Annotated in this window: 20 protein-coding genes; 12 read left to right on the forward strand and 8 right to left on the reverse strand. The window is 71.0% G+C overall.

Annotation, left to right across the window (positions count from 1 at the left end):
* Positions 1–83: 83 nt before the first annotated feature.
* Positions 84–566, forward strand: a complete 483-nt coding sequence (locus tag AC1D29_RS17180; RefSeq protein WP_477899553.1) for a GNAT family N-acetyltransferase — start codon at positions 84–86, stop codon at positions 564–566.
* A gap of 6 nt (positions 567–572) precedes the next feature.
* Here the strand turns inward: AC1D29_RS17180 and AC1D29_RS17185 are convergent, their stop codons facing one another.
* Positions 573–1,841, reverse strand: coding sequence for a glycerophosphodiester phosphodiesterase family protein (locus tag AC1D29_RS17185; protein ID WP_477899555.1), 1,269 nt, complete (start codon positions 1,839–1,841; stop codon positions 573–575).
* A 182-nt stretch (positions 1,842–2,023) separates the two neighbouring features.
* Here AC1D29_RS17185 and AC1D29_RS17190 point away from each other — a divergent pair, with 182 nt between their 5' ends.
* Positions 2,024–3,796 carry a S8 family peptidase gene (locus AC1D29_RS17190; protein ID WP_477899557.1) on the forward strand — a complete coding sequence of 591 codons (1,773 nt, stop codon included), beginning with the start codon at positions 2,024–2,026 and terminating at the stop codon, positions 3,794–3,796.
* Between the two features lies 1 nt (position 3,797).
* Here the strand turns inward: AC1D29_RS17190 and AC1D29_RS17195 are convergent, their stop codons facing one another.
* The 4 genes from AC1D29_RS17195 to AC1D29_RS17210 are packed head-to-tail and all read right to left on the reverse strand — an operon-like array spanning position 3,798 to position 8,374.
* Entirely contained in the window at positions 3,798–5,081 is a 1,284-nt protein-coding gene (locus tag AC1D29_RS17195; protein ID WP_477899559.1) for a glycoside hydrolase family 10-like protein, read from the reverse strand.
* A 4-nt stretch (positions 5,082–5,085) separates the two neighbouring features.
* Entirely contained in the window at positions 5,086–6,219 is a 1,134-nt protein-coding gene (locus tag AC1D29_RS17200; RefSeq protein ID WP_477899561.1) for an acyltransferase family protein, read from the reverse strand.
* Positions 6,216–7,496, reverse strand: a complete 1,281-nt coding sequence (locus AC1D29_RS17205) for an MFS transporter (protein ID WP_477899563.1) — start codon at positions 7,494–7,496, stop codon at positions 6,216–6,218. Before AC1D29_RS17205 ends, AC1D29_RS17200 begins: the two co-directional genes overlap by 4 nt.
* Positions 7,493–8,374 (reverse strand): N-acetylmuramic acid 6-phosphate etherase, encoded by an 882-nt coding sequence (locus AC1D29_RS17210; protein WP_477899565.1) that lies wholly within the window; start codon positions 8,372–8,374, stop codon positions 7,493–7,495. The genes AC1D29_RS17205 and AC1D29_RS17210 overlap by 4 nt, the downstream gene beginning before the upstream one ends.
* A 223-nt stretch (positions 8,375–8,597) precedes the next feature.
* Here AC1D29_RS17210 and bufA2 point away from each other — a divergent pair, with 223 nt between their 5' ends.
* The 3 genes from bufA2 to AC1D29_RS17225 all read left to right on the forward strand — a co-directional run bounded on the left by bufA2 (position 8,598) and on the right by AC1D29_RS17225 (position 10,589).
* Positions 8,598–8,852 (forward strand): BufA2 family periplasmic bufferin-type metallophore, encoded by a 255-nt coding sequence (bufA2, locus tag AC1D29_RS17215; RefSeq protein ID WP_477899567.1) that lies wholly within the window; start codon positions 8,598–8,600, stop codon positions 8,850–8,852.
* A 130-nt stretch (positions 8,853–8,982) separates the two neighbouring features.
* Positions 8,983–9,807 carry an MNIO family bufferin maturase gene (bufB, locus tag AC1D29_RS17220; protein WP_477899569.1) on the forward strand — a complete coding sequence of 275 codons (825 nt, stop codon included), beginning with the start codon at positions 8,983–8,985 and terminating at the stop codon, positions 9,805–9,807.
* Entirely contained in the window at positions 9,804–10,589 is a 786-nt protein-coding gene (locus tag AC1D29_RS17225) for an HvfC/BufC family peptide modification chaperone (RefSeq protein WP_477899571.1), read from the forward strand. Before bufB ends, AC1D29_RS17225 begins: the two co-directional genes overlap by 4 nt.
* On the opposite strand, the gene AC1D29_RS17230 is transcribed toward AC1D29_RS17225, so the two are convergent.
* Positions 10,571–11,410 carry a hypothetical protein gene (locus AC1D29_RS17230; RefSeq protein WP_477899573.1) on the reverse strand — a complete coding sequence of 280 codons (840 nt, stop codon included), beginning with the start codon at positions 11,408–11,410 and terminating at the stop codon, positions 10,571–10,573. The genes AC1D29_RS17225 and AC1D29_RS17230 overlap by 19 nt on opposite strands.
* Positions 11,411–11,532: 122 nt before the next feature.
* On the opposite strand from AC1D29_RS17230, the gene AC1D29_RS17235 reads away from it, so the two are divergent.
* The 7 genes from AC1D29_RS17235 to AC1D29_RS17265 all read left to right on the forward strand — a co-directional run bounded on the left by AC1D29_RS17235 (position 11,533) and on the right by AC1D29_RS17265 (position 17,274).
* Complete coding sequence (locus AC1D29_RS17235) at positions 11,533–12,075, forward strand: peroxiredoxin (RefSeq protein ID WP_477899575.1); 543 nt, start codon at positions 11,533–11,535, stop codon at positions 12,073–12,075.
* On the forward strand, positions 12,075–13,454 hold the full coding sequence (locus AC1D29_RS17240; protein ID WP_477899844.1) for an amidase: 1,380 nt from the start codon (positions 12,075–12,077) through the stop codon (positions 13,452–13,454). The genes AC1D29_RS17235 and AC1D29_RS17240 overlap by 1 nt, the downstream gene beginning before the upstream one ends.
* A gap of 133 nt (positions 13,455–13,587) precedes the next feature.
* Entirely contained in the window at positions 13,588–14,316 is a 729-nt protein-coding gene (locus AC1D29_RS17245; protein WP_477899577.1) for a hypothetical protein, read from the forward strand.
* Positions 14,300–15,382, forward strand: a complete 1,083-nt coding sequence (locus tag AC1D29_RS17250) for a hypothetical protein (protein ID WP_477899579.1) — start codon at positions 14,300–14,302, stop codon at positions 15,380–15,382. The genes AC1D29_RS17245 and AC1D29_RS17250 overlap by 17 nt, the downstream gene beginning before the upstream one ends.
* Positions 15,349–16,500 (forward strand): S1 family peptidase, encoded by a 1,152-nt coding sequence (locus tag AC1D29_RS17255; RefSeq protein ID WP_477899581.1) that lies wholly within the window; start codon positions 15,349–15,351, stop codon positions 16,498–16,500. Before AC1D29_RS17250 ends, AC1D29_RS17255 begins: the two co-directional genes overlap by 34 nt.
* 2 nt (positions 16,501–16,502) lie before the next feature.
* Positions 16,503–16,940, forward strand: a complete 438-nt coding sequence (locus AC1D29_RS17260) for a hypothetical protein (protein WP_477899582.1) — start codon at positions 16,503–16,505, stop codon at positions 16,938–16,940.
* A 34-nt stretch (positions 16,941–16,974) separates the two neighbouring features.
* Positions 16,975–17,274: a putative quinol monooxygenase gene (locus AC1D29_RS17265; protein WP_477899584.1), complete on the forward strand. Its 300-nt coding sequence runs from the start codon at positions 16,975–16,977 to the stop codon at positions 17,272–17,274.
* Here AC1D29_RS17265 and AC1D29_RS17270 read toward each other — a convergent pair.
* Both AC1D29_RS17270 and AC1D29_RS17275 read right to left on the reverse strand, forming a co-directional pair.
* Positions 17,271–18,743 (reverse strand): hypothetical protein, encoded by a 1,473-nt coding sequence (locus AC1D29_RS17270; protein WP_477899586.1) that lies wholly within the window; start codon positions 18,741–18,743, stop codon positions 17,271–17,273. The two genes, AC1D29_RS17265 and AC1D29_RS17270, sit on opposite strands and share 4 nt — an antisense overlap.
* A complete protein-coding gene (locus AC1D29_RS17275) occupies positions 18,740–19,219 on the reverse strand; it encodes a hypothetical protein (RefSeq protein ID WP_477899588.1) in 480 nt (159 codons plus the stop codon). The genes AC1D29_RS17270 and AC1D29_RS17275 overlap by 4 nt, the downstream gene beginning before the upstream one ends.

Genomic DNA, 19,219 nt, shown 5'->3' on the forward strand with positions numbered 1-19,219 from the left:
GGGGCTGCGTGATGCAGCCCGCCTCGTGGCGGACCGACGCCGTGACCAACGGCGTTGGCCCCGGCCGCCCGTAGGCTGGCGCCATGCTGAATTTCCGACCGCTGTTCCCGCAGGACCAGCCCACGCTGTGGGACTGGCTGCACATCGCGCTGTGGGACCCGCCGCCCGCGCCGCCGCGCCCGCGCGAGGTGCTGGACAACGCCGGCGTTCGCATCTACGCCGAGGGCTGGGGGCGGCCCACCGACATCGGCCTGGTGGCCGTCCACGACGGCGCGGACGCCGGCGCCTGCTGGATGCGCCAGCTGCCCGAAGGCGTGGGCCTCGCGTCCGTGGACGCCCTCACGCCGCAGCTGGGCATCGCGCTGTGGCCCGCCTTCCAGCGCCAGGGCATCGGCAAGGCCTTGATGCTGGCGGCGTTGGTCGCGGCCTGGACGGCCGGCCACAGGCAGGTGGCGCTGACCGTCCACCCCGAGAACCCGGCAAGGCGCCTGTACGCGGCCTGCGGCTTCCAGGAAGCCGGGCTGCGCGGCAGCTACCACCTGATGGTGGCACCGCGGCCGCGCTGAAGCGGCTTACTTCTGCCCGGTGCAGTTGGCGTAGAAGCTGACGGTGGCCGGCCAGTCCGAGAACACGCCGATGACGCCAATCTGCTCGGCCAGCACGTCCAGCATGCGGAACATGTCGCCCTCGCGGGTGATGGCACTGTCGTAGCTCTGGTAGTACGAGCCGTTGCTGCCGTCGGCGAGGATGCCGCTGCGCTCCAGCGACCAGGTGATGATGTCCAGCCCCGCGGCGCGGGCGTTGCGGGCGTACGGCGAGGGCAGGAGGTTGCCGCTGGTGTCGGCCGTCAGCAGCACCCACAGCGGCGGCGCGACGATGCGGATGCCGGCGGTACGGTAGGCCTTGAGCTGCTCGAAGGTCGGCACGTCGGCCGGCACGTTGGCGTCGTCCAGGTAGACCGCCTGGCGGCCGAAGGCGGGCTCGTTCCTGACCCAGTACAGCACGTCGTTGATGTCGAAGCTCTGCGCCCAGACGTCGCGCGCCGGCACGCCGGCGGCCTTGTGCTCGTCGATCATCTTTTGCGCGTAGGCGGCCTGCGTGAAGCCGTCGAAGGGCATGGGCACGCTGGGCGACTTCAGCTCGGGCGTCATCTTCACGCCCAGCTTCTTGAACAACGCGATGGCTTCCTTCAGCGTCAGCAGCGAACCGCTGGTGGGGCCGGCGTAGAGGTCGGTGCGCCAGTTGGGCGTGCCGGCCATGTACTCGGCCACCGTGCGGCCGCGCGGGTTGAAGGCGTCCATCTTGCCGCGCAGCGTCTTGAACTCGGCCAGCGTCAGCTCGCTGGTGCGGCACTCGGCGGCGGCCGGCGCAATCAGCGTGCCGGCGGCGTCGAAGGCGGCCGGCGTGAAGGGCTTGACGCACTTGCTCGCCAGCGGCGTGGCGAGGATGTTGGTGGTCGTGTGCAGGTCGTTCTGCGCGTGGCGGCAGACCAGCTCCTTGTCCTTCGTGAAGGTCACGTCGCACTCGACGATGCCGGCGCCCATGCGCGCGGCGGCCTCGTAGCTTTCCTTGGTGTGCTCGGGGAATTGCAGCGGCGCGCCGCGGTGGCCAATGGAGAACAGCGTCGGCCGGTACTGCTCGCGCGTCGCCGCGCAATGCTGCAGGCGCTTCTTCAGCGGGCTGTCGGCCATCTCGTTGGCCAGGAAGAAGGGGCGTGGGCCCAGCTGCACGCTGGCAATGCCGTCGCGGCCGTGGCGGTCGCCGTCGTTGTCGTGGGCGACGGCGGGCAGGCTGGCGGCGGCCAGGGCGAGCAGCGCGAGGCGGGTGAGGGTGCTGCGCATCAGGTCTCCTTGTGTTCAACCACGGCAGGCTAGGCAAGCGCCGTGAAGCCGGCATGACAACGGCCTTCGGGTGCGCAAGCTAGGGGGCTCGCGCAACAAACGAAACCAGGCGCACGTGCCCCTGAAGCGGGACTGCAACGAGCGCTGCAGAGCATGAGGGTTCTTTGACACGGAGACATTCCATGCACTCGACCCGCAAGCCCTTCGCCCTCGGTTTCATCGCTGCCGCACTGTTCAGCACGATGAACCCGGCCTCAAGCCAGACCCAGACCCAGGCCCGCCCGGAGCCGCAGGCGGCCGGCCTCATCATCAAGTTCAAGGAGGGCAGCCGCACGCCGGTGGCCGCCAAGGCGGCGCTGCAGGGCTTCCGGGCGATGAGCGAGGCGCGCGGCCAGCGCGTCGCCTTCGACCGCGAAGGGGCCTTCGGTCGCCGCGTGATCCGCCTGTCGCAGCGCGTGCCGGCACGCGCGCTGGCACAGTTGGCGCGCGACATCCAGGCGTCCGACGCCAGCATCGAGTCGGTGGAGATCGACCACGTCGTGCAACCCACGCTGACGCCCAACGACACGAACTGGAGCAGCCAGTGGGACATGTCGGACCCGACCGGCGGCGTCAACGCACCCAAGGCCTGGGACCTGAGCAGCGGCTTCGGCGTGCGCGTGGCGGTGCTGGACACCGGCGTGCGTCCGCATGCCGACCTGGTGGCCAACCTGCTGCCGGGCTATGACTTCATCACCGACACGGACCGCGCCGGCGACGGTGGCGGCCGCGACAGCGACGCGCGGGACCCGGGCAACGGCGTGGCTGCGGGCGACTGCGGCTGGTTCGAGCCGGGCAAGAACAGCAACTGGCACGGCACGCATGTGGCCGGCACCATCGCCGCCGTCGGCAATAACGCGGCCGGCATCAGCGGCGTGGCGCCCAAGGCCAAGATCGTGCCGGTGCGAGTGCTGGGCAAGTGCGGTGGCGCTGAATCGGACATCGCCGACGGCATCGTCTGGGCCGTGGGAGGCACGGTGGGCAGCGTGCCGAAGAACGCCAACCCGGCGTCCATCCTGAACCTGTCGTTGGGCGGCGAGCACAGCTGCGGCAGCACCTACCAGGACGCGATCGACTACGCCCGCAAGCAGGGCGCTCTCGTCGTCGTCGCGGCCGGCAACGACAACCAGGACGCCAGCGAGCAGGCGCCCGCGAACTGCAGCGGCGTGATGGTCGTGGCGGCCACCAACAAGCTGGGCGCACGCGCCGGCTACTCCAACTACGGCAGCAAGGTGGACATCGCGGCGCCGGGTGGCGACGTGGCCAACGGCTTCGTGCAGTCGCTGTCCAACACTGGCACGATGGGGCCGGTGGCCGACACGGTGGCCGGGCTGCAGGGCACGTCGATGGCCGCGCCGCACGTGGCGGGCGTGGCCGCGCTGATGATGGCGAGCAACGCGTTCATGATGGGCGCCGACACGGCCTATCTGATGAAGGCCACCGCCCGCGCCTTCCCAGGCAGCTGCAGCGGCTGCGGCAAGGGCATTGTCGACGCCGAGGCGGCCGTCATCGCGGCCAAGGGCTTTCGCGCCGAGGTCGAACCCAACGACACGGTGGCGACGGCGCAATACCTGAACGTGTTCCCCGGTCGCGTGATCGGCACGTTGCAGGCTGCCTACCCGGAGAAGGTCGACGTCTTCTCGCTGAACCTGCCCAACGCCACCCACCTGTCGAGCAGCATCGCCGTGCTGACGATGGACTTCTACTTCAGCGCGTCGCTGGAACTGCTGGACGCGACCGGCAAGGTGCTACGCACGTCCAGCATGGTCAATGGCAAGCCTGAGATCAACTACAACAACAGCTCCGGCAAGACCATGGCCTTGTATGTGCGCGTCAAGGGCAAGACGTCGCAGATGTTTGCCACGGGCGACCGCCCCTACGAGCTCAAGCTCTACCGCACGTCCACGTCGCTGTGAATCAGGGCGCCGCGTAGGGCCCGGCGCGCAGCGCGTCGGCAATGCCCTTGCGGTTCTGCGACAGCGCGGCCATGCTGAAGTGGATGTGGCCGCTGCCCGGAGACTGGCGCCGGATGATGTCGATCTGCGCCAGCACCTCGTCGGGCTGCCAGCTCTGCGGCGTGTCGTTGATGCGGCTGGTGAACAGGCCCGGGTGGATGGGCCGGCCCAGCGGGTTCAGCGCGCGCCAGGCCTGCAGCAGCGGCTCGAAGGCCTGGGCGGTCTGCGCACGCGGCCAGTAGAGCTGCGGCGCGAGGTAGTCCATCCAGCCCTCGCGCAGCCACAGCTCCACATCGGCATACAGCTTGTCGTACTGGCTGAAGCCGCTGATGCCAGCCGGGCGCATGCCGGGCTTGGGCATGCCGAAGGGGCTTACACCCACGCGGGTGCCGGGGCGCACCTCGTGGGCCAGCGTGTACAGGCGCTGCACCAGCGTGTTGACGTTGTAGCGGCGCCAGTCGGCGCGGGCGAGGCTGCCGCCCTTGGCCACGTAGCGCTGCCAGCTGGGCTCGTCGGGAAAGTCGACCTCTTGCTTGGTGGCCGGGTCCGTGACGGGGTAGGGGTAGAAGTAGTCGTCGATGTGCACGCCGTCGATGGCGTAGCGCGTCAGCACGTCGCGCACGACGGCCAGCGTGTGCTCGGCGGCGCCAGCTTCGCCGGGGTCCATCCACAGCTGGTCGCCATAGCGCCTGACCCAGTCGGGGTGGCTGCGGCTGACATGGCTGTCGGCCACCGGCGACTTGGCCGAGCTGTGCCGCGAGCGGTAGGGGTTGAACCAGGCGTGCAGCTCCAGCTTGCGCGCGCGGCACTCGGCCAGCCAGACGGCCAGCGGGTCGTAGCCGGGATGCTTGCCCTGCGTGCCGGTGAGGTATTCGCTCCAGGGCTCCAGCTTGGACTCGTACAGCGCGTCGGTGGCCGTGCGCACCTGCAGGATCAGCGCGTTCAGGCCCGTGCGAACGGCGGTGTCGCACAGTGTGCGGATCTCGGCTTGCTGGGTTTCGGCGCTGAGGCCGGGCTTGCTGGGCCAGTCGATGTTGGCGACGGTGGCGATCCACGCGGCCCGCCATTCGCGTGGCGGCGGTGCGGGCAGCGCCGTCGATGGAGCCGGCGCGCTGGCCGCCGGCGTGGGAGCCAGCGCCGCCTCGGAGGGCGGGACGGGGGCCGGCACGGGCGCAGGCGCGGGCGGCGTGGCGCAGGCAGCGAGCAGCGGCGCGCTGGCGAGACTGAGCAGATCGCGGCGTTTCATGGCATCAGACTTTCACGAACCAGTGTTGGCGGTGCATGACCCAGGCCACCGCGTACATGACGAGCACGAAGGCGAGGGCGTACAGCAGCGAGGCATTGACCGGCGCCAGGCCCGAGTCGCGCAGCGGCGCGTACAGCGTGCCGCCCAGGCTGCGGCCGTCGCCCAGCTTGACCGTGTAGAGCATCTTGGCGATCAGGCCCGACAGCGCGAACAGGAACAGCGCGTTCATGCCGAACACCACCAGCGGGTGCAGCAGCCGCGCCCAGCGCGCGCGGGCCAGCGGCTGCGGCATCGCGTCCAGCAGCCAGTGGAAGACGGCGAACACGATCAGCGCCCAGCCGGCCATCGCGAAGACGTAGGACGGCGTCCACAGCGACTTGTTGATGGGCATCAGCCAGGCGTCCAGCAGCTGGCCCAGCCACAGGCTGGCGAGGCCGTAGAGCACCCAGGTCATGGTCTTCTCGGCCGGCTGCCTGCTCGATGCGAGCACATAGCCGGCCAGCACGCCCAGCAGTTGCGTCGACACGGCTGGCAGCGTGGACAGCAGGCCTTCCGGGTCCCAGGTCTTGGCCTGCTTCCACAAGTGGCCTTGCAACAGCAGGCGGTCGATCCAGGCGCCTGCGTCCTTGCCGGGTTCCAGCAGCCCCACGTGGACCACACCGTCCACGTCCGGCACCGGCAGGTACAGCTGGATGAGCGCGTAGACGGCCATCAGCAGCACCGCCCACAGCGCCACGCCGCGCCGGCCGTGCCAGATGACGATGGGCGCGGCGGCCAGCGTGCACAGGCCCAGGCGCTGCAGCACGCCGGGCAGGCGCACGGTGTCGACGTTGAAGCTGGGAATGAGGTTGAGCAGCAGGCCGATGCCGATGATGACCAGCGCACGGCGCGATGTGCTCAGCAGCAGCGCGGTCTTGTCGGCCCCGGCCTGCGCGCGGCGCGCGAGGCTGAGCGTCATCGCCATGCCGCTGATGAAGACGAAGAACGGGAACACCCAGTCCGTGAACGTCCAGCCGTTCCAGTGCGCGTGCAGCAGCGGCGCGTAGACATGGCCCCAGTCGCCCGGGTTGTTGACCAGCAGCATGGCCGCGATGGCGAAGCCGCGGAAGGCGTCGAGCGACAGGATGCGGTCCTTCATGCCTCGACCTTCTTGCCGAAGTCCTCGGGCACCCGGATCAGCGCTGCCATCACGAAGCTGGGCACGGTGGCCACCAACACCCACGCGAAGAACGGCACATAGCCGATGTGGTCCTGCAGCCAGCCGCTCCACATGCCCGGGATCATCATCCCCAGCGCCATGAAGCCGGTGCAGATCGCGTAGTGCGCGGTCTTCTGCGTGCCCTCGGCGACGTGGATCATGTACATCAGGTAGGCCGTGAAGCCCAGGCCGTAGCCGAACTGCTCGACGGCCAGCGCGCTGCTGATGACGGCCAGGCTGGTCGGGTGCGTCATGGCCAGCAGCAGGAAGGCGACGTTGGGCACATGCATGGCCAGCACCAGCGGCCACAGCGCGCGCTTCAGGCCGATGCGGGAGATGACCCAGCCGCCGGCCAGGCCGCCCAGCGTCAGCGCGGTCAGGCCCACGGTGCCGTAGGCGATGCCCACCGCCTTGGTCGTCAGGCCCAGGCCGCCCTTGTCGACGGGGTCCAGCAGGAAGGGGCTGGCCAGCTTGAGCAGCTGCGCCTCGGGAAAGCGGTACAGCAGCAGGAAGCCCAGCGTGACGGCGATGCCGGGCTTCTTGAAGAAGCTGGCGAACACCGCGAAGAACTCGGCCGCCAGGCCGCGCGCCGCGCTGCGACCGGGCCCGCGCACGTCGGCCGCCGGCCGTGGCAGCACGACCGCATGCCACAGCGCCAGCACGACGAACAACCCGCCCAGCAGCCAGAACACCCAGGTCCAGGCCTGCACCACACTGCCGGTGCGCTCGGTCAGCTCGCCGGCCAGGTAGACCAGCCCGCCCTGGCCGCCGATGTTGGCCAGCCGGTAGAAGGTCGAGCGCACGCCGACGAAGGCGGCCTGGCTGTGCTGCGGCAGGGCCAGCATGTAATAGCCGTCGGCCGCGATGTCGTGCGACGCCGACGCGAACGCCATCAGCCAGAACACGGCCAGCGACAGCTGGAACACCTGGTCGGTCGGGATGGTCAGCGCCACGCCCGCCAGTGCCGCGCCGACGAAGAACTGCAGCACCGTCACCCACGTGCGCTTGGTGCCGAACAGCTCGGCCAGCGGCGACCACAACGGCTTGATGACCCAGGGCAGGTAGAGCCAGCTGGTGTACAGCGCGATGTCGGTGTTGGAAATGCCGAGGTTCTTGTACATGACGACCGACAAGGTCATCACGACGACGTAAGGGATGCCCTGCGCGAAGTAGAGCGTCGGGATCCACGCCCAGGGTGAGCGCTGGCCCGCGTTCACGCAGCCAGTGCCCGGCTCACGCTGCCGTCGACGGCGTCCAGCAGCGTCTGCGCCTCGGCCGCGCCAATGCCACGCTTGAGCATCACCAGCGCCGTCTTCACATGGTGGTCGCATTGCGCCAACGCCGCCTGGGCATCCGCCTCGCTGGCGCCCGACGCGCGCACGGTCAGCGCCACGGCGCGCTTGACCAGCTTCACGTTGGTGGCCTTCAGGTCCACCATCAGGTTGCCGTAGACCTTGTTGAGCCGCACCATCAGCGCCGACGAGAAGGTGTTCAGCGCGATCTTCTGCGAGGTGCCGGCCTTCAGCCGCGTGCTGCCGGAGATGACCTCGGCGCCGGTGTCCAGCACGATGCCGATCTCCGCCTGCTGCGTGACCGGCGCGCCGGGGTTGTTGGCGAAACCGATGGTCAGCGCGCCGGCTGCGCGCGCGGCTTGAATAGCGCCCAGCACATAGGGCGTGCCGCCGCTTGCTGCCAGCAGCAGCGCGACGTCGTTGGGGCCGGGGTTCAGCGCGGCGAGGTCGGCGGCGCCTTGCGCGCGGTCGTCCTCGGCGCCTTCGACGGCGACGAACATCGCGCCCTGGCCGCCGGCGATGACGGCGACCGCGCGCTCGCGCGGCCATGAGAACGTCGGGTACAGCTCCACGCTGTCCAGCACGCCCAGGCGGCCGGACGTGCCGGCACCGGCGTACAGCAGCCGGCCGCCGGCGCGGATGCGCGGCAGCGCGGCGTCCACGGCCGCGGCGAGCTGCGGCGCGGCGGCCTTGACGGCAGCGACGGCGGCGGTCTGGTCGTCGATGAACGCATCCAGCAGTGCGGGCGTGGCGTAGGTGTCCAGGTCGGGATGCCGGGTGCTCGGGGTTTCGGTGTTCAGCATGGAAGAAGGCAACGGAAGCTGCCGGACTCTAGCGGCTGGGGCCACGACATGACGAATGCCACGCGCCATTGCAGTCATAACAGCAGGTAATCAGAATCTGTCTGTCGGTTGTAAGGAGTAGGGCGGGGCCCCCGACAGAAGCTGGCAAGTCGATGTGGACTCTTCCGTGTCGACCTGTGGTGAACCCGATCTCAACCACTTCCCCTTTTTCTGGAGACTCGACATGAACGCATCCCTCAAGACCGGCCTGGGCATTGCCGCGGCCGCAGCCGCCCTGTTCGCCACCGCCGTGCCCACGACGGCCATGGCCGCCGACGGCATGGTCAAGTGTTCCGGCGTCAACGGCTGCAAGGGCACCTCCGAATGCAAGACCGCCAAGAGCGACTGCAAGGGCCACAACGGCTGCAAGGGCCAGGGCTGGGTCAGCAAGAAGACCGCCGAAGAGTGCACCAAGGCCGGCGGAAAAGTTGAAAAGTAAGTCCACCCTCGAGACGCTCACGCGTCTGCCCTGAAGGGGGCGCACTGAGCGACCTGGCACAGCCGGTTCCGACAGTGCCGCTCGATGGCGCGCGAGCCTGCGGCCGCGCGTCGTTTTCGTTTCTGACGACATGACCCGAATCCAAGGTTTCGGCCTGGGGTTGCGTGTCGAGCATTACGCCGACTTTGAAGCCGGCGTCGACGCCGACGTCCGCCCCGACTGGCTGGAGATCATTTCCGAGAACTACCTGGTGCCCGGCGGGCCGCCGCTGGCGCACCTGGAGCGCATCCGCGCGGCGTACCCGCTGGTCATGCACGGCGTGTCGCTGTCCGTCGCCGGGCCGGCGCCGCTGGACCTGGGCTATCTGCGCGACTTGAAGGCGCTCGCAGACCGCCTTCAACCCGGCTGGGTGTCGGACCACCTGTGCTGGAGCGCCGACGCGCACAGCCACCTGCACGACCTGCTGCCGGTACCCCTGACGCGCGCCGCGCTGGACCATGTCGGCGGGCGCATCGCCCAGGCGCAGGACATCCTCGGCCGGCCGCTGGTGCTGGAGAACGTGTCCAGCTATGTGCGCTTCGCGGCCGACGAGATGACGGAGTGGGATTTCATCGCGCAACTGCTGAAGGCCACCGGCGCCCAGCTGCTGCTGGACGTCAACAACGTCTATGTGTCGGGCCGCAACCACGGCTTCGATCCGGTGGCCTACCTGGACGCGATCCCGGTTGAACCCGTGCGCCAGATCCACCTTGCCGGCCACGAGGACCGCGGCGACATCGTCATCGACACGCACGACCACCCAGTCCGCGACGAGGTCTGGGCGCTCTACGAGCACGCGCTGCAGCGCTTCGGCCCTGTGCCGACGATGATCGAGCGCGACGACCACATCCCGCCGCTGGCCGAGCTGCTGGCCGAGCTGGCCACCGCGCGCCGGCTGGGCGCCGCCGCGTCATGAGCGTCGCGGAGCAACAGCAGCAGCTCGCCGCGGCCATCCGCGATGACGCCGAAGTCGCGGGCCTGCTCGCGGGCGATTTCGCCGTCGGCCTGCAGGTCTATCGCCATGCCTACCGCGCCCGCCTCGTGGCCGCGCTGGCCGACAACTACACGGTGCTCGCCCGCGCGCTGGGCGACGAAGCCTTCGACGCGCTGGGGCGGGCCTACATCGCCGCGCGCCCCAGCCAGCACCCGTCCATCCGCTGGTTCGGCCACGAACTGGCCGGCTTCATGGCCGCGGCCGACGACGAGCTGGTGCCTCACGCCAGTCTGGTGGACTTCGCCCGCATGGACTGGACGCTGCGTGGCACCTTTGATGCGGCCGAGGCGCCGTTGCTGGATTCCGCGACGCTGGCGGCGCTGCCGCCCGACGACTGGGCCGGGTTGGTGCTGCACCTGCAGCCCAGCGTGCAGCGCGTGGCACTGGCTTACGCCATCGAGCCCGCCTGGCGCGTGCTGCGCGAATGGGAGCCTGAATCCGGCGCCGACCAGCCCGAGCTGCCGGAGCCCGTGCCGCATGCACACGTGCTGCTGGCCTGGCGCCAGGACGGCGAAACCCGTTGGCGCTCACTGGAGCCGCTGGAGGCTGCGCTGCTCGAGGCGATTGCCGCCGGCGCGCCCTTTGCGCTGCTGTGCGAGCGCGCCGCGGCCGAGCTGGGCGACGCCGAAGCCGCCGCGCCGGCCGTCATCGGCGCGCTGCAGCGCTGGCTGGCCGACGGGCTGCTTCAGGAACGCGCGTCGTAGGTCAGCGGGTGAGTGGCCTGGCGCTGGCCGTTCAAAGCGCCGTGCCCGTTCATCGTGGGAGCCACGCTGCCGCGGCTGGTGCGCGTCCAGGCGACAGTCAGCTGGCATTGCGAAACCGCCGCCGTGGTGGTGCTGCCGTTGTTGGCCTTGTTGCTGGCGTCGTTCAGCGCGGCGTCGACGGCGGCCGGATTCAGCCGGTAGCCGCCAGCGACGCTGGCCTCGGCGACCGCGTTCAGGTTTTGGCTCTTGAAGCTGAAGCTGCTGCCATCCACGCGGCTGCAGCTGCCACTGGCGACAGCACCGGCGTCGCCGCTGGTCGACAGGCTCAGGCGAACGGGCAGGGCCGCGCTGTTGCGCGTCAGCACCGGGCTGCCGGTGGGTTGCAGCACCGAGAACGCGGCGGGCAGCGTCACTTCGCTGACATGGCGCACGCCGGCGCGTGTGAAGACGACACGCACCATCGGCTGGGCACTGGCGGAGCTTAGGCTGGTGCTGTAGTCCAGGCGTTTGCCGTCGGGGTTGACCATCTGCACTTCGTTGCCGCCGTCGGCGCTGGTCGACAGGCGCTCGTCTGGCGCGATGAGCACGGTGGTCAGCAGGTTGGCCGACTTGCCCAGCGAGCCTTCGACGACGATGGTCTGGCTGGCATCGGTCTGCGTGGCCGCAAAGCGGGGGCTGATCTCGTCGACGCCCAGCGTCGACGATTCGGTGCAGTTGAGGATGGCGCAGCCGACGGCGTTGCCGATGCCCTCGCCGATGTCTCTTCCAACGCCGCCACAGCCCGCCAACGCGAGCAAGGTCAGCAAAAGGGTCGCCGGCACGCGGCAGCTCAGGGGTATTCGCATCTCAAGAAACCAAGTTTTTCCTGGCGCGGATACTAGGAGCATGCGAGGCCGTTCGGGCATGCCGGGCCGAGCGTGATTCTTCACCTATTGGAGTCGTTATGTTTTTGCATTCGATTCGCCCGCTGGCGATTCTCGCGACGTTGGCCTTTGCGCTGTCGGGCCCGGCCCATGCCGCCCTTGCCGTTGGCGCCCCCGCGCCTGACTTCAGCGCCGACGCCGCCGTCGGCGGCCAGCCCTTCAAGTTCAAGCTGGCCGACGCGCTCAAGCAAGGCCCGGTCGTCCTGTACTTCTACCCCAAGGCCTTCACCAGCGGCTGCACCGTCGAGGCCCACCAGTTCGCCGAGGCGACGGAGAAGTTCAAGGCCCAGGGCGTGACAGTCATCGGCATGTCCAACGACGACATCGACACGCTGAAGAAGTTCAGCGTCGAGGCCTGCCGCAGCAAGTTTGCCGTCGCGGCCGACGCGGGCGCCAAGGTCATGAAGTCGTACGACGCCGCGCTGAAGGTCGTGCCGGGCATGGCCGACCGCGTGTCCTACCTGATCGCCAGCGACGGCAAGATCGCCGCCGTGCACGCCAGCATGAACCCCGACGGCCACATCGACGCGATGCTGAAGGCCGCCCAGCAGCTGAAGAAGTGATCTTCGGCCTCGGTGCGGCCGAGCTGCTGGCTGCCTACCGCTCGCGCGCGCTGTCGCCCGTCGACGTGCTGCGGGCGGTGCTGGCCCACGCCGAGCAGCGCGAGGGCCAGTTGCATGCGCTGTGCGCCGTCAGTGCCGATGCGGCCCTGGCTGCCGCGCACGCCAGCGAAGCGCGCTGGGCTGCCGGCACCGCTCTGGCGCTGGACGGCGTGCCGGTCACGCTGAAGGAAAACATTGCCGTGCCCGGCGCGGCCTACCGCCTCGGCACGGCGGCGACGGCCGACGACGCCACGGCCAACTTCGAGGCCCCGCCCGCGGCACGGCTGCGCGAGGCCGGCGCCATCGCCTGGGCCCGCACCACCATGCCCGACTACGGCATGCTCAGTTCGGGCCTGTCCAGCCTCTACGCCGAGCCGGCGCGCAACCCCTGGGACACCGCGCTGACGCCGGGTGGCTCCAGCGCCGGTGCGGCGGCCGCCGCCGCGGCCGGCTATGGGCCGCTGCACCTGGGCACCGACATCGGCGGCTCCATCCGGCTGCCGGCCGGCTGGTGCGGCCTGGTGGGTCTCAAGCCCAGCCACGGCCGCGTGCCCATCAAGCCCGCCTATGCCGGCCGCGTCGCCGGGCCGTTGACGCGCACGGTTCAGGACGCCGCGCTGATGCTGGCCGCGCTGGCCCGGCCCGATGCGCGCGACGCGACGCAGCTGCCGCCAGGCCCGGTCGCGCTGCGGCCCATCGAGCTGCGCGGCCTGCGCATCGGCCTGTGGCTGGACGCCGGCTGGGGCGATGCCGTGCAACCCGATGTTGCGGCCGCCGTGTCCGCAGCCGCGCGCGCCTTCGAACAGGCCGGTGCCATCGTCGAACCCGTGGCGCCTTTCACGACGCGCGAGATGGCCGACGGCATCGATCGCTTCTGGCGCATGCGCTCCTGGCTGGACATCTCGGCGCTTGCGCTCGAGCGCCGCGCTCGCGTGCTGCCCTACATCCTGGACTGGGTGGCGCCCGCGGCCGGCTACGACGGCGGCACGGTGTTCCGCGGCTACAGCCAGATGCAGGCCTTGCGCGAGGCGGCCAACGCCGCCTGCGAGCCGTTCGACTTCGTGCTGTCGCCCGTGAGCCCCATGCCCGCCTACCCGGCCCACCAGGCCAGCCCGCTGCACGACCCGGCGCGCCCCTTCGAGCACATCGCCTTCACGCTGCCGTTCAACATGAGCGAGCAGCCGGCGCTGTCCATCAATGCCGGCTACACGGCGGCGGGGTTGCAGCCCTTGCCCATAGGCCTGCAGATAATCGGTCGCCGCTTCGACGATGCCGGCGTGCTGGCGCTGGGGGCCGCGTGGGAGCAGTTGCGGCCGGAGCCACGCCCCTGGCCCTTCTGACGGCCTTCGACCCTTCCCTAGTCTGACGAGGGCCGCCGCAGGCATCCGTCGCTAGACTGGCCCGCTGGAGGGCGCTGCGATGCCACGAGTCCCACGGACCGCCGCCGCTGTCCGCTGCGGGGTGCATGCCCTGATGGCGTTGGGCCTGGGTGCGGCCCAGGCGCAGGTGCCGCCCTTCCAATGCCCATTGCTGGTCGCCAGCACGGCCCGCCAGCCGGCCTACGGGCCCGTGCCCGGCCAGCCGCGCTGCGAGGGCTTCTACGTGAAGAACGTGTCCCAGCCCTTCATCGAGCTGGTGTCGCTGACGCAGGCCGCGCCGGGCAGCTGGACGGCTGGTGCGCTGACGCTGCGTGCCAGCCGGCGGCTGGACGTGCACCTGCTGATCCAGCCGCTGCGCTCCAGCCCGCTGTACCGCGTGGACGCCCGGCTCGCCCGCGGCGCCGGCCTGGCGTGGGACAGCGCGCCCATGCTGCAGGCCACCGGCCTGGCCGCGCGAGATCTCGGATTTCTGGCGTTGGCGGGCGGCAGCACCGATCTGCCGGGCTTCGTGCCGGTGGCCATGCAGGCAGCCGGCACGCCGGGCGGCGGCGACAAGGTCTACGCCGTGCTGCGGCCTTCGGTGGCGGTGTCGGCACTGGCCTGGCGCGGCTATCGCGTCGGCGGCGCCGAGTTGCCGGACCCCGGCTGGCGCGACATCAGCGGCCCGCCGCTGTTCGCCTGGGAGCGCATCGCGCTGCCCATTCCGCTGCCGGCCGACGGCCGCGGCCTGCGCATCGACGTGCGCGCCCTCGACGGCCAGGGCCAGCCCATGCCGCTGCTGCAGTTCGCGCTGATCGGGGCCGACGATGACGCCCAACCCTGAGCAGGCAGCGCTGAAGGCGCAGCGCGAGGCGCTGGTCGAGCGCCTGTCGCAGGGCCTGCGCGACGAGGCACCGCTGGCCGCGCTGCAGGAGTTGCAGGCGCGGCTGCAGTTGGTCGATGCGCGGCTGGGCGTGCTCGACACCGGCCGCAGCCGCGCGTTCAGGCGCCATGCCATCGCCTTGCTGATCGTGGCGGCGCTGGTGTCGCTGGCCGCGTGGGTGCGCGTGCCGCGCGTGCCGTTCTCGCTGGAGCTGGAGGCCGGCGCCGCGCAACTGCTGCTGGCCGAGGCCGGCGCGCTGGCCGGCCAGCCGGTCGGCGGCGAAGTGCGTGCCGAGGGCTTCACGACCGTCGAGTCGGCCGACGCCGGCTTGATGAAGCGCGCCCGCACCGATGGTGCCAGCCAGCTGGCGCTGCGCGCCGAGCGCCTGCAGCTGGGCCGCGCCAGCTTCACGGCCGGCACGGAGCTGTCCTTCGAGGCCGGTGCGCCGGCGGTGCGCCTGGGTTTCGAGGGCGCGCCGCATGGCGTCGAGCTGACCCTGGGCGGCAAGGTGGCCAGCAGCTTTGGCGGCGCACCGGCGGAGCCGGGCAGCTATGCGGTGGCCGAATGGCTCAAGCTGGGCGGCGGCAAGGCCGCGACGGCGCTGTGGCTGCAGCGGCTGGGCAACGTCGCCTACCAATGGCGCGGGCTGCGGCCGTCCGCGCTGCGCCTGGTCGAGCGCCAGCCCGGCGCCGATGGCCAGGTGCGGCTCGCGTCGTCGCTGCGCCATGGCACGCTGCGCCTGCCGGCCACCGAGCGCGAGCTGCCGCTGGTCGCCGGCAACGGCCTGGTGCTGGACGGCCTGCAGGTCGACCAGTGCGAGGTCGCGGTCGGCGATGCCGTCGTGATCAAGCTCAGCGGCTCGGCCCGCCACATCGGTGTGCAGACCGGCGACTTCGAGCAGACGCTGGAGCCCAGCTGGCTGGACTACGCCGCCCACAACCATCGCCTGGGGCTGCTGTGGAGCGCCGGCGGCCTGCTCTGGGGCATCAGCACATGGCTGCGCAAGCTGCTGGGCGACAAGTCCTGAGTGCCGTCATCGCGGCCGCCGTGCTGCTGGCCGGCGCGGCGGTGGCGCAGCCGACGAGCTTCCTCAGCGGCGAAGAGCTGGGCGAGCGGCTGCGCGGCCAGCTGGTGTGGATCGCCGCGCAAGACGTCGACGAGCATGGCTTCGGCCTCATCGTTGGTGCCGACGAGCAGCGGCTGTGGATCGTCACGGCGCGCCACGTCATCGTGCGCACGGGCATGCGGGGCAGCGGTGAGGCCGAGCAGTCCAGCGCCCGCATCCGGCTGCGGCTGTGCGGTGGTGACGCCGCGGAACTCGAAGCCCGCCCCTGGCCCGGCTGGGATGCGGGTGGCGCGGACCTCGCGTTGCTGACGGCGCCCCGGCCCGCGCGCTTCCAGCTGGCCGAGCGCGCGCTGGCCGGTCAGCCGGCCGCCATCGGCGAGCCGGTCTGGCTGCTGGGCAGCAATGACGAATGCGGCCTGGTGCCGGCGCGCGGCCAGGTGCGCGCGGCGGCCGACGCGGGCCACAACCTGCGCATCGACTTCGCCGGTGTGCGCGGCGGCAGCTCCGGCGGGCCGGTGCTGAGCGGGCGCGGCATCGTCGGCCTGATGAAGTCGGCCGAGGACCTGACCACCACGGTGCACGACATCGCCGACGTGCAGCAGCGCGTGCAGGCAACGGCCGGCGCGGCCTGGCAGCTGGCGTCGGCGCGCAACATCCCGCCCACCGACCCGCAGGCCGCGCAGGTGGACCTGGCCGAGACGCTGAACGGCTACCTGCTGGTGCTGAACAACGCCTGGATGCTGCTGCAGCAGGAGACCGTGGCGCGACCCACGCTGACGGACTATGTCGAGCGCTACAACGTCGCGCTGCGGCGCTTCCTGCGCGCCCGCGAAGCCCATGACGGCAGCCTGGCCCGCCACTGGCCCGCGCCCGTGCTGCCGGCCTGGCGGGCGCTGCGCGACGAGCTGTGGGCCGTGCACCAGCACTTCTGGCGCATCGACCCGCAGATGGCCGCCATCTTCACGAAGCAGCGCACCAGCCCCGAGCTGCGCGCCCAGCTGGCCGAGCTCGCCCCCGAGCTGCAGCGCCTGGAGAAAGACACCGCGCAATTCCTGCGCCTGTTGGCCAAGGAGCCCTGACCATGAACATCCGCCACCTTCCCCGCGCCGGCACCGCCGCGCTGCTCTCGCTGTCCCTGTTGTCGTCCTGCGGCGGCGGCACCGAGGTGCTGCTGATCCCGCTGTTCGAGTTCGGCTTCACCGGCACCAGCGGCGCCACGACAGTGCAGGTGTTCTTCCTGCCCGACACGCCCACCACCAGCAGCGGCAGCTTCACCGGCGTGAACATGAACGTCGACGCGCTGCCGCAGCTGCACTACGACGGCAACTGGTCCAACTGCACATTCAAGCTCACGCTCAAGACGGAGCCGGGCAACGTCGCCGCGGCGCCCATCGCGAGCAGCTACAACGGCCGCTTCCTGAGCAACGACAGCATCGAGCTGGCACCCAGCAGCGGCGCCGGCCTGCCGACGCTGACGCTCAAGCGCCAGGGCACCAGCGTGCGGCAGATCGGCTGCTGAGCCAAGGCATCATCCGGCCCCAAGGAGACCGTTCATGATCCTCGTCCTTGGCCATGTCACCGCCCACCCCGAGCACTTCGACGAAGTGCTGCGCCTGAGCCAGCAGCATGTCGAGCGCTCGCGCGCCGAGCCGGGGTGCATCGCCCATGCGGTGCACCTGGACACCGAGAACCCGCTGCGCCTGACCTTCGTCGAGAAGTGGAGCGACATGGCGGCGTTGCAGGTGCATTTGCGCGTGCCGGCCTCGCGCGAGTTCGGCAAGGCGCTGATGGCGCTGGCGAGCGAGCCGCCGAGGCTGGAGATCTACGACGCGAGCGCCGTGAAGCCGGCCTAGCGGCGCTTCACGAAGCCCAGCAGCGCCGCCATCGGCAGCACCGAGCGCGGCAGATAGGGCAGCCGCCACAGGCCGCCATGGTTGGCGGTGTGCACCAGCAGCTTCAGCGGGTGGGCGAAGTCGCGCGGCGCGGTGCGCAGCTGGTGCACCCACATCGCGGCCATCAGCGCATTCGTCGTGGCCGGCTCGAACACTTCCACGCCAAACGCCTTGGCGCCCCGGAAACCCGCGGCCAGCAGCGGGTTGGAGACGACCGAGGCCGTCGTGGTGCTGGGCGCCACGTTGAAGGCCACGCGATGGCCGTCGGCGCGCGCCACCAGGGCGCGCCATTGCTGCAGCCGCTTGGCGAGCGCGTAGTTCGGGCCTTGCTCGACGACCAGTGCGTCCACCAGCCCCCAGCGCCCAAAGTCACCCGCGTCGATCAGCGCCTCGATGTGAGGCGCAAAGCCACGCCCGCCGCTCGAAAGCCGCGCGCCGAACTGGGCCAGCTTCTTGACGACGCCGCGCCCCTCATAACGCTGCATCACGGCGGTGGCCAGTTCCTCGGGCACGGCGAACACATCGGTCGGCGTGGCCATGTAGGCCAGCTGGGTGCGTGCGTCGGCCGCGCACAGCGTCGCGCTGATCGCGTCCATCGCCAGGCTGACGCGCAGATGCCGCTCGCCGTCCAGATAGGCGAGGTTGGCGATGGCCAGCGGCTGGCCCAGCGAGGCCAGCCAAGCGGCGATCTCGGGCGTGTCGGCCAGCAGGTCGGCGCCCGCATGGGCCGCGTCCAGCGGCTGCCCCGGCGCGACGGGAGCGGTCAAGGTCGCGTTGCCGGCGGCGATGGTGGCGGCAATGCGCTTCCAGGGCGCCGCGCGGGCCAGGTCGATGCCGACGAGGTTGGCGCGCCACCGGGCCAACCAGGCCAGTGGCCCGGCTTCGCTGCCGGCGCCCAGCAGCACCAGGTGCTGGTCGGACAGGTCGAACCACTGCGGGTGGGCCTGGCAGTCCCGCAGCGCAGCGGCGTGGGCGGCCTCGCAGATGCCGGCCTTCTCCCAGCGGTCGATCTGGCGTGCGAGCGCGTCGCCGGCGAGTTCCTTGCCCTGGTGCGGCACGGTCCACGGCGCGGGCCTGGCATCACCGCTGCCGCGCAGCCGCAGCGTCTGCAAGACCTGTCGTGGCGTGCGCATCGCATCGGCCAGCGCGACGGGTTGGCCGGCGCGCACAAAGGGCAGTTCGCCCCAGGCCGCGGCCAGCCCGGCGCGGGCCGACGCGACGGTACCGGCCGGTCTTGCGGCCTGCGCCTGCACGAGGTCGCGCCAGTGGCGGGGGTAGGCATGGCGCCAGTCCCGCTCGGCGACGACGGCATCGGCCGCGGCGGTATCCAGCCCGCGCAGCGCGGCTGCGACGATGCGCTGGCCCGGCGCTCCCGAGGCACGCTTGCCCTTGGCATCGATCGGCCACTGCAGGCCGGTGGCGTCCGTCATGGTCGGAGGGGCGGGGCTTGCTGCGGCAGGCCGGCGGCGGCCAGGTCGGCATTGACCAGCGCCCAGGCCGCGTCGAAGTTGTCGGCGCGGCGCACGGGTCGGCTGGCGCGCCAGATGTCCATCAGCGCCGGCAGGCGTTCGATGCCGGGGATGCCCGGTCGCACGAGGAAGACGGTGGAGATGGCGACGATGCCCAGCGACGCGAAGCTGTCGATGCTGGCGCGCAGCTGGGCCAGCGCGTCCGCGTCCATCTGCAGGCTGCCGCGGATCTCCAGCAGGTCGCCGAAGCGGCGGTCCGCCGGCAGCCGCTTGCCGGCCAGCGCGATGGCGCGCTTGGTGGCCGCCATCAGCTCGGCGTCGAAGGGGCCTTCGGCCATGGAGATCATCACGCGGCCCTGCACGCCCACGCTGACGCGGCCGAAGCTGGGCTTGGGAACGATTCGCCGGGATGGCGGCAGGGCGGGGGTAGGACTCAT

Source organism: Roseateles sp. P1_C6, from assembly GCF_056406315.1.

Bases quoted from the DNA above. Each gene is read 5' to 3' on its own strand.
- AC1D29_RS17180 (WP_477899553.1), top strand. From the start codon at position 84: ATGCTGAATTTCCGACCGCTGTTCCCGCAGGACCAGCCCACGCTGTGG.
- AC1D29_RS17185 (WP_477899555.1), bottom strand. From the start codon at position 1,841: ATGCGCAGCACCCTCACCCGCCTCGCGCTGCTCGCCCTGGCCGCCGCC.
- AC1D29_RS17190 (WP_477899557.1), top strand. From the start codon at position 2,024: ATGCACTCGACCCGCAAGCCCTTCGCCCTCGGTTTCATCGCTGCCGCA.
- AC1D29_RS17195 (WP_477899559.1), bottom strand. From the start codon at position 5,081: ATGAAACGCCGCGATCTGCTCAGTCTCGCCAGCGCGCCGCTGCTCGCT.
- AC1D29_RS17200 (WP_477899561.1), bottom strand. From the start codon at position 6,219: ATGAAGGACCGCATCCTGTCGCTCGACGCCTTCCGCGGCTTCGCCATC.
- AC1D29_RS17210 (WP_477899565.1), bottom strand. From the start codon at position 8,374: ATGCTGAACACCGAAACCCCGAGCACCCGGCATCCCGACCTGGACACC.
- bufA2 (WP_477899567.1), top strand. From the start codon at position 8,598: ATGAACGCATCCCTCAAGACCGGCCTGGGCATTGCCGCGGCCGCAGCC.
- bufB (WP_477899569.1), top strand. From the start codon at position 8,983: ATGACCCGAATCCAAGGTTTCGGCCTGGGGTTGCGTGTCGAGCATTAC.
- AC1D29_RS17225 (WP_477899571.1), top strand. From the start codon at position 9,804: ATGAGCGTCGCGGAGCAACAGCAGCAGCTCGCCGCGGCCATCCGCGAT.
- AC1D29_RS17235 (WP_477899575.1), top strand. From the start codon at position 11,533: ATGTTTTTGCATTCGATTCGCCCGCTGGCGATTCTCGCGACGTTGGCC.
- AC1D29_RS17245 (WP_477899577.1), top strand. From the start codon at position 13,588: ATGGCGTTGGGCCTGGGTGCGGCCCAGGCGCAGGTGCCGCCCTTCCAA.
- AC1D29_RS17250 (WP_477899579.1), top strand. From the start codon at position 14,300: ATGACGCCCAACCCTGAGCAGGCAGCGCTGAAGGCGCAGCGCGAGGCG.
- AC1D29_RS17255 (WP_477899581.1), top strand. From the start codon at position 15,349: ATGGCTGCGCAAGCTGCTGGGCGACAAGTCCTGAGTGCCGTCATCGCG.
- AC1D29_RS17260 (WP_477899582.1), top strand. From the start codon at position 16,503: ATGAACATCCGCCACCTTCCCCGCGCCGGCACCGCCGCGCTGCTCTCG.
- AC1D29_RS17265 (WP_477899584.1), top strand. From the start codon at position 16,975: ATGATCCTCGTCCTTGGCCATGTCACCGCCCACCCCGAGCACTTCGAC.
- AC1D29_RS17270 (WP_477899586.1), bottom strand. From the start codon at position 18,743: ATGACGGACGCCACCGGCCTGCAGTGGCCGATCGATGCCAAGGGCAAG.
- AC1D29_RS17275 (WP_477899588.1), bottom strand. From the start codon at position 19,219: ATGAGTCCTACCCCCGCCCTGCCGCCATCCCGGCGAATCGTTCCCAAG.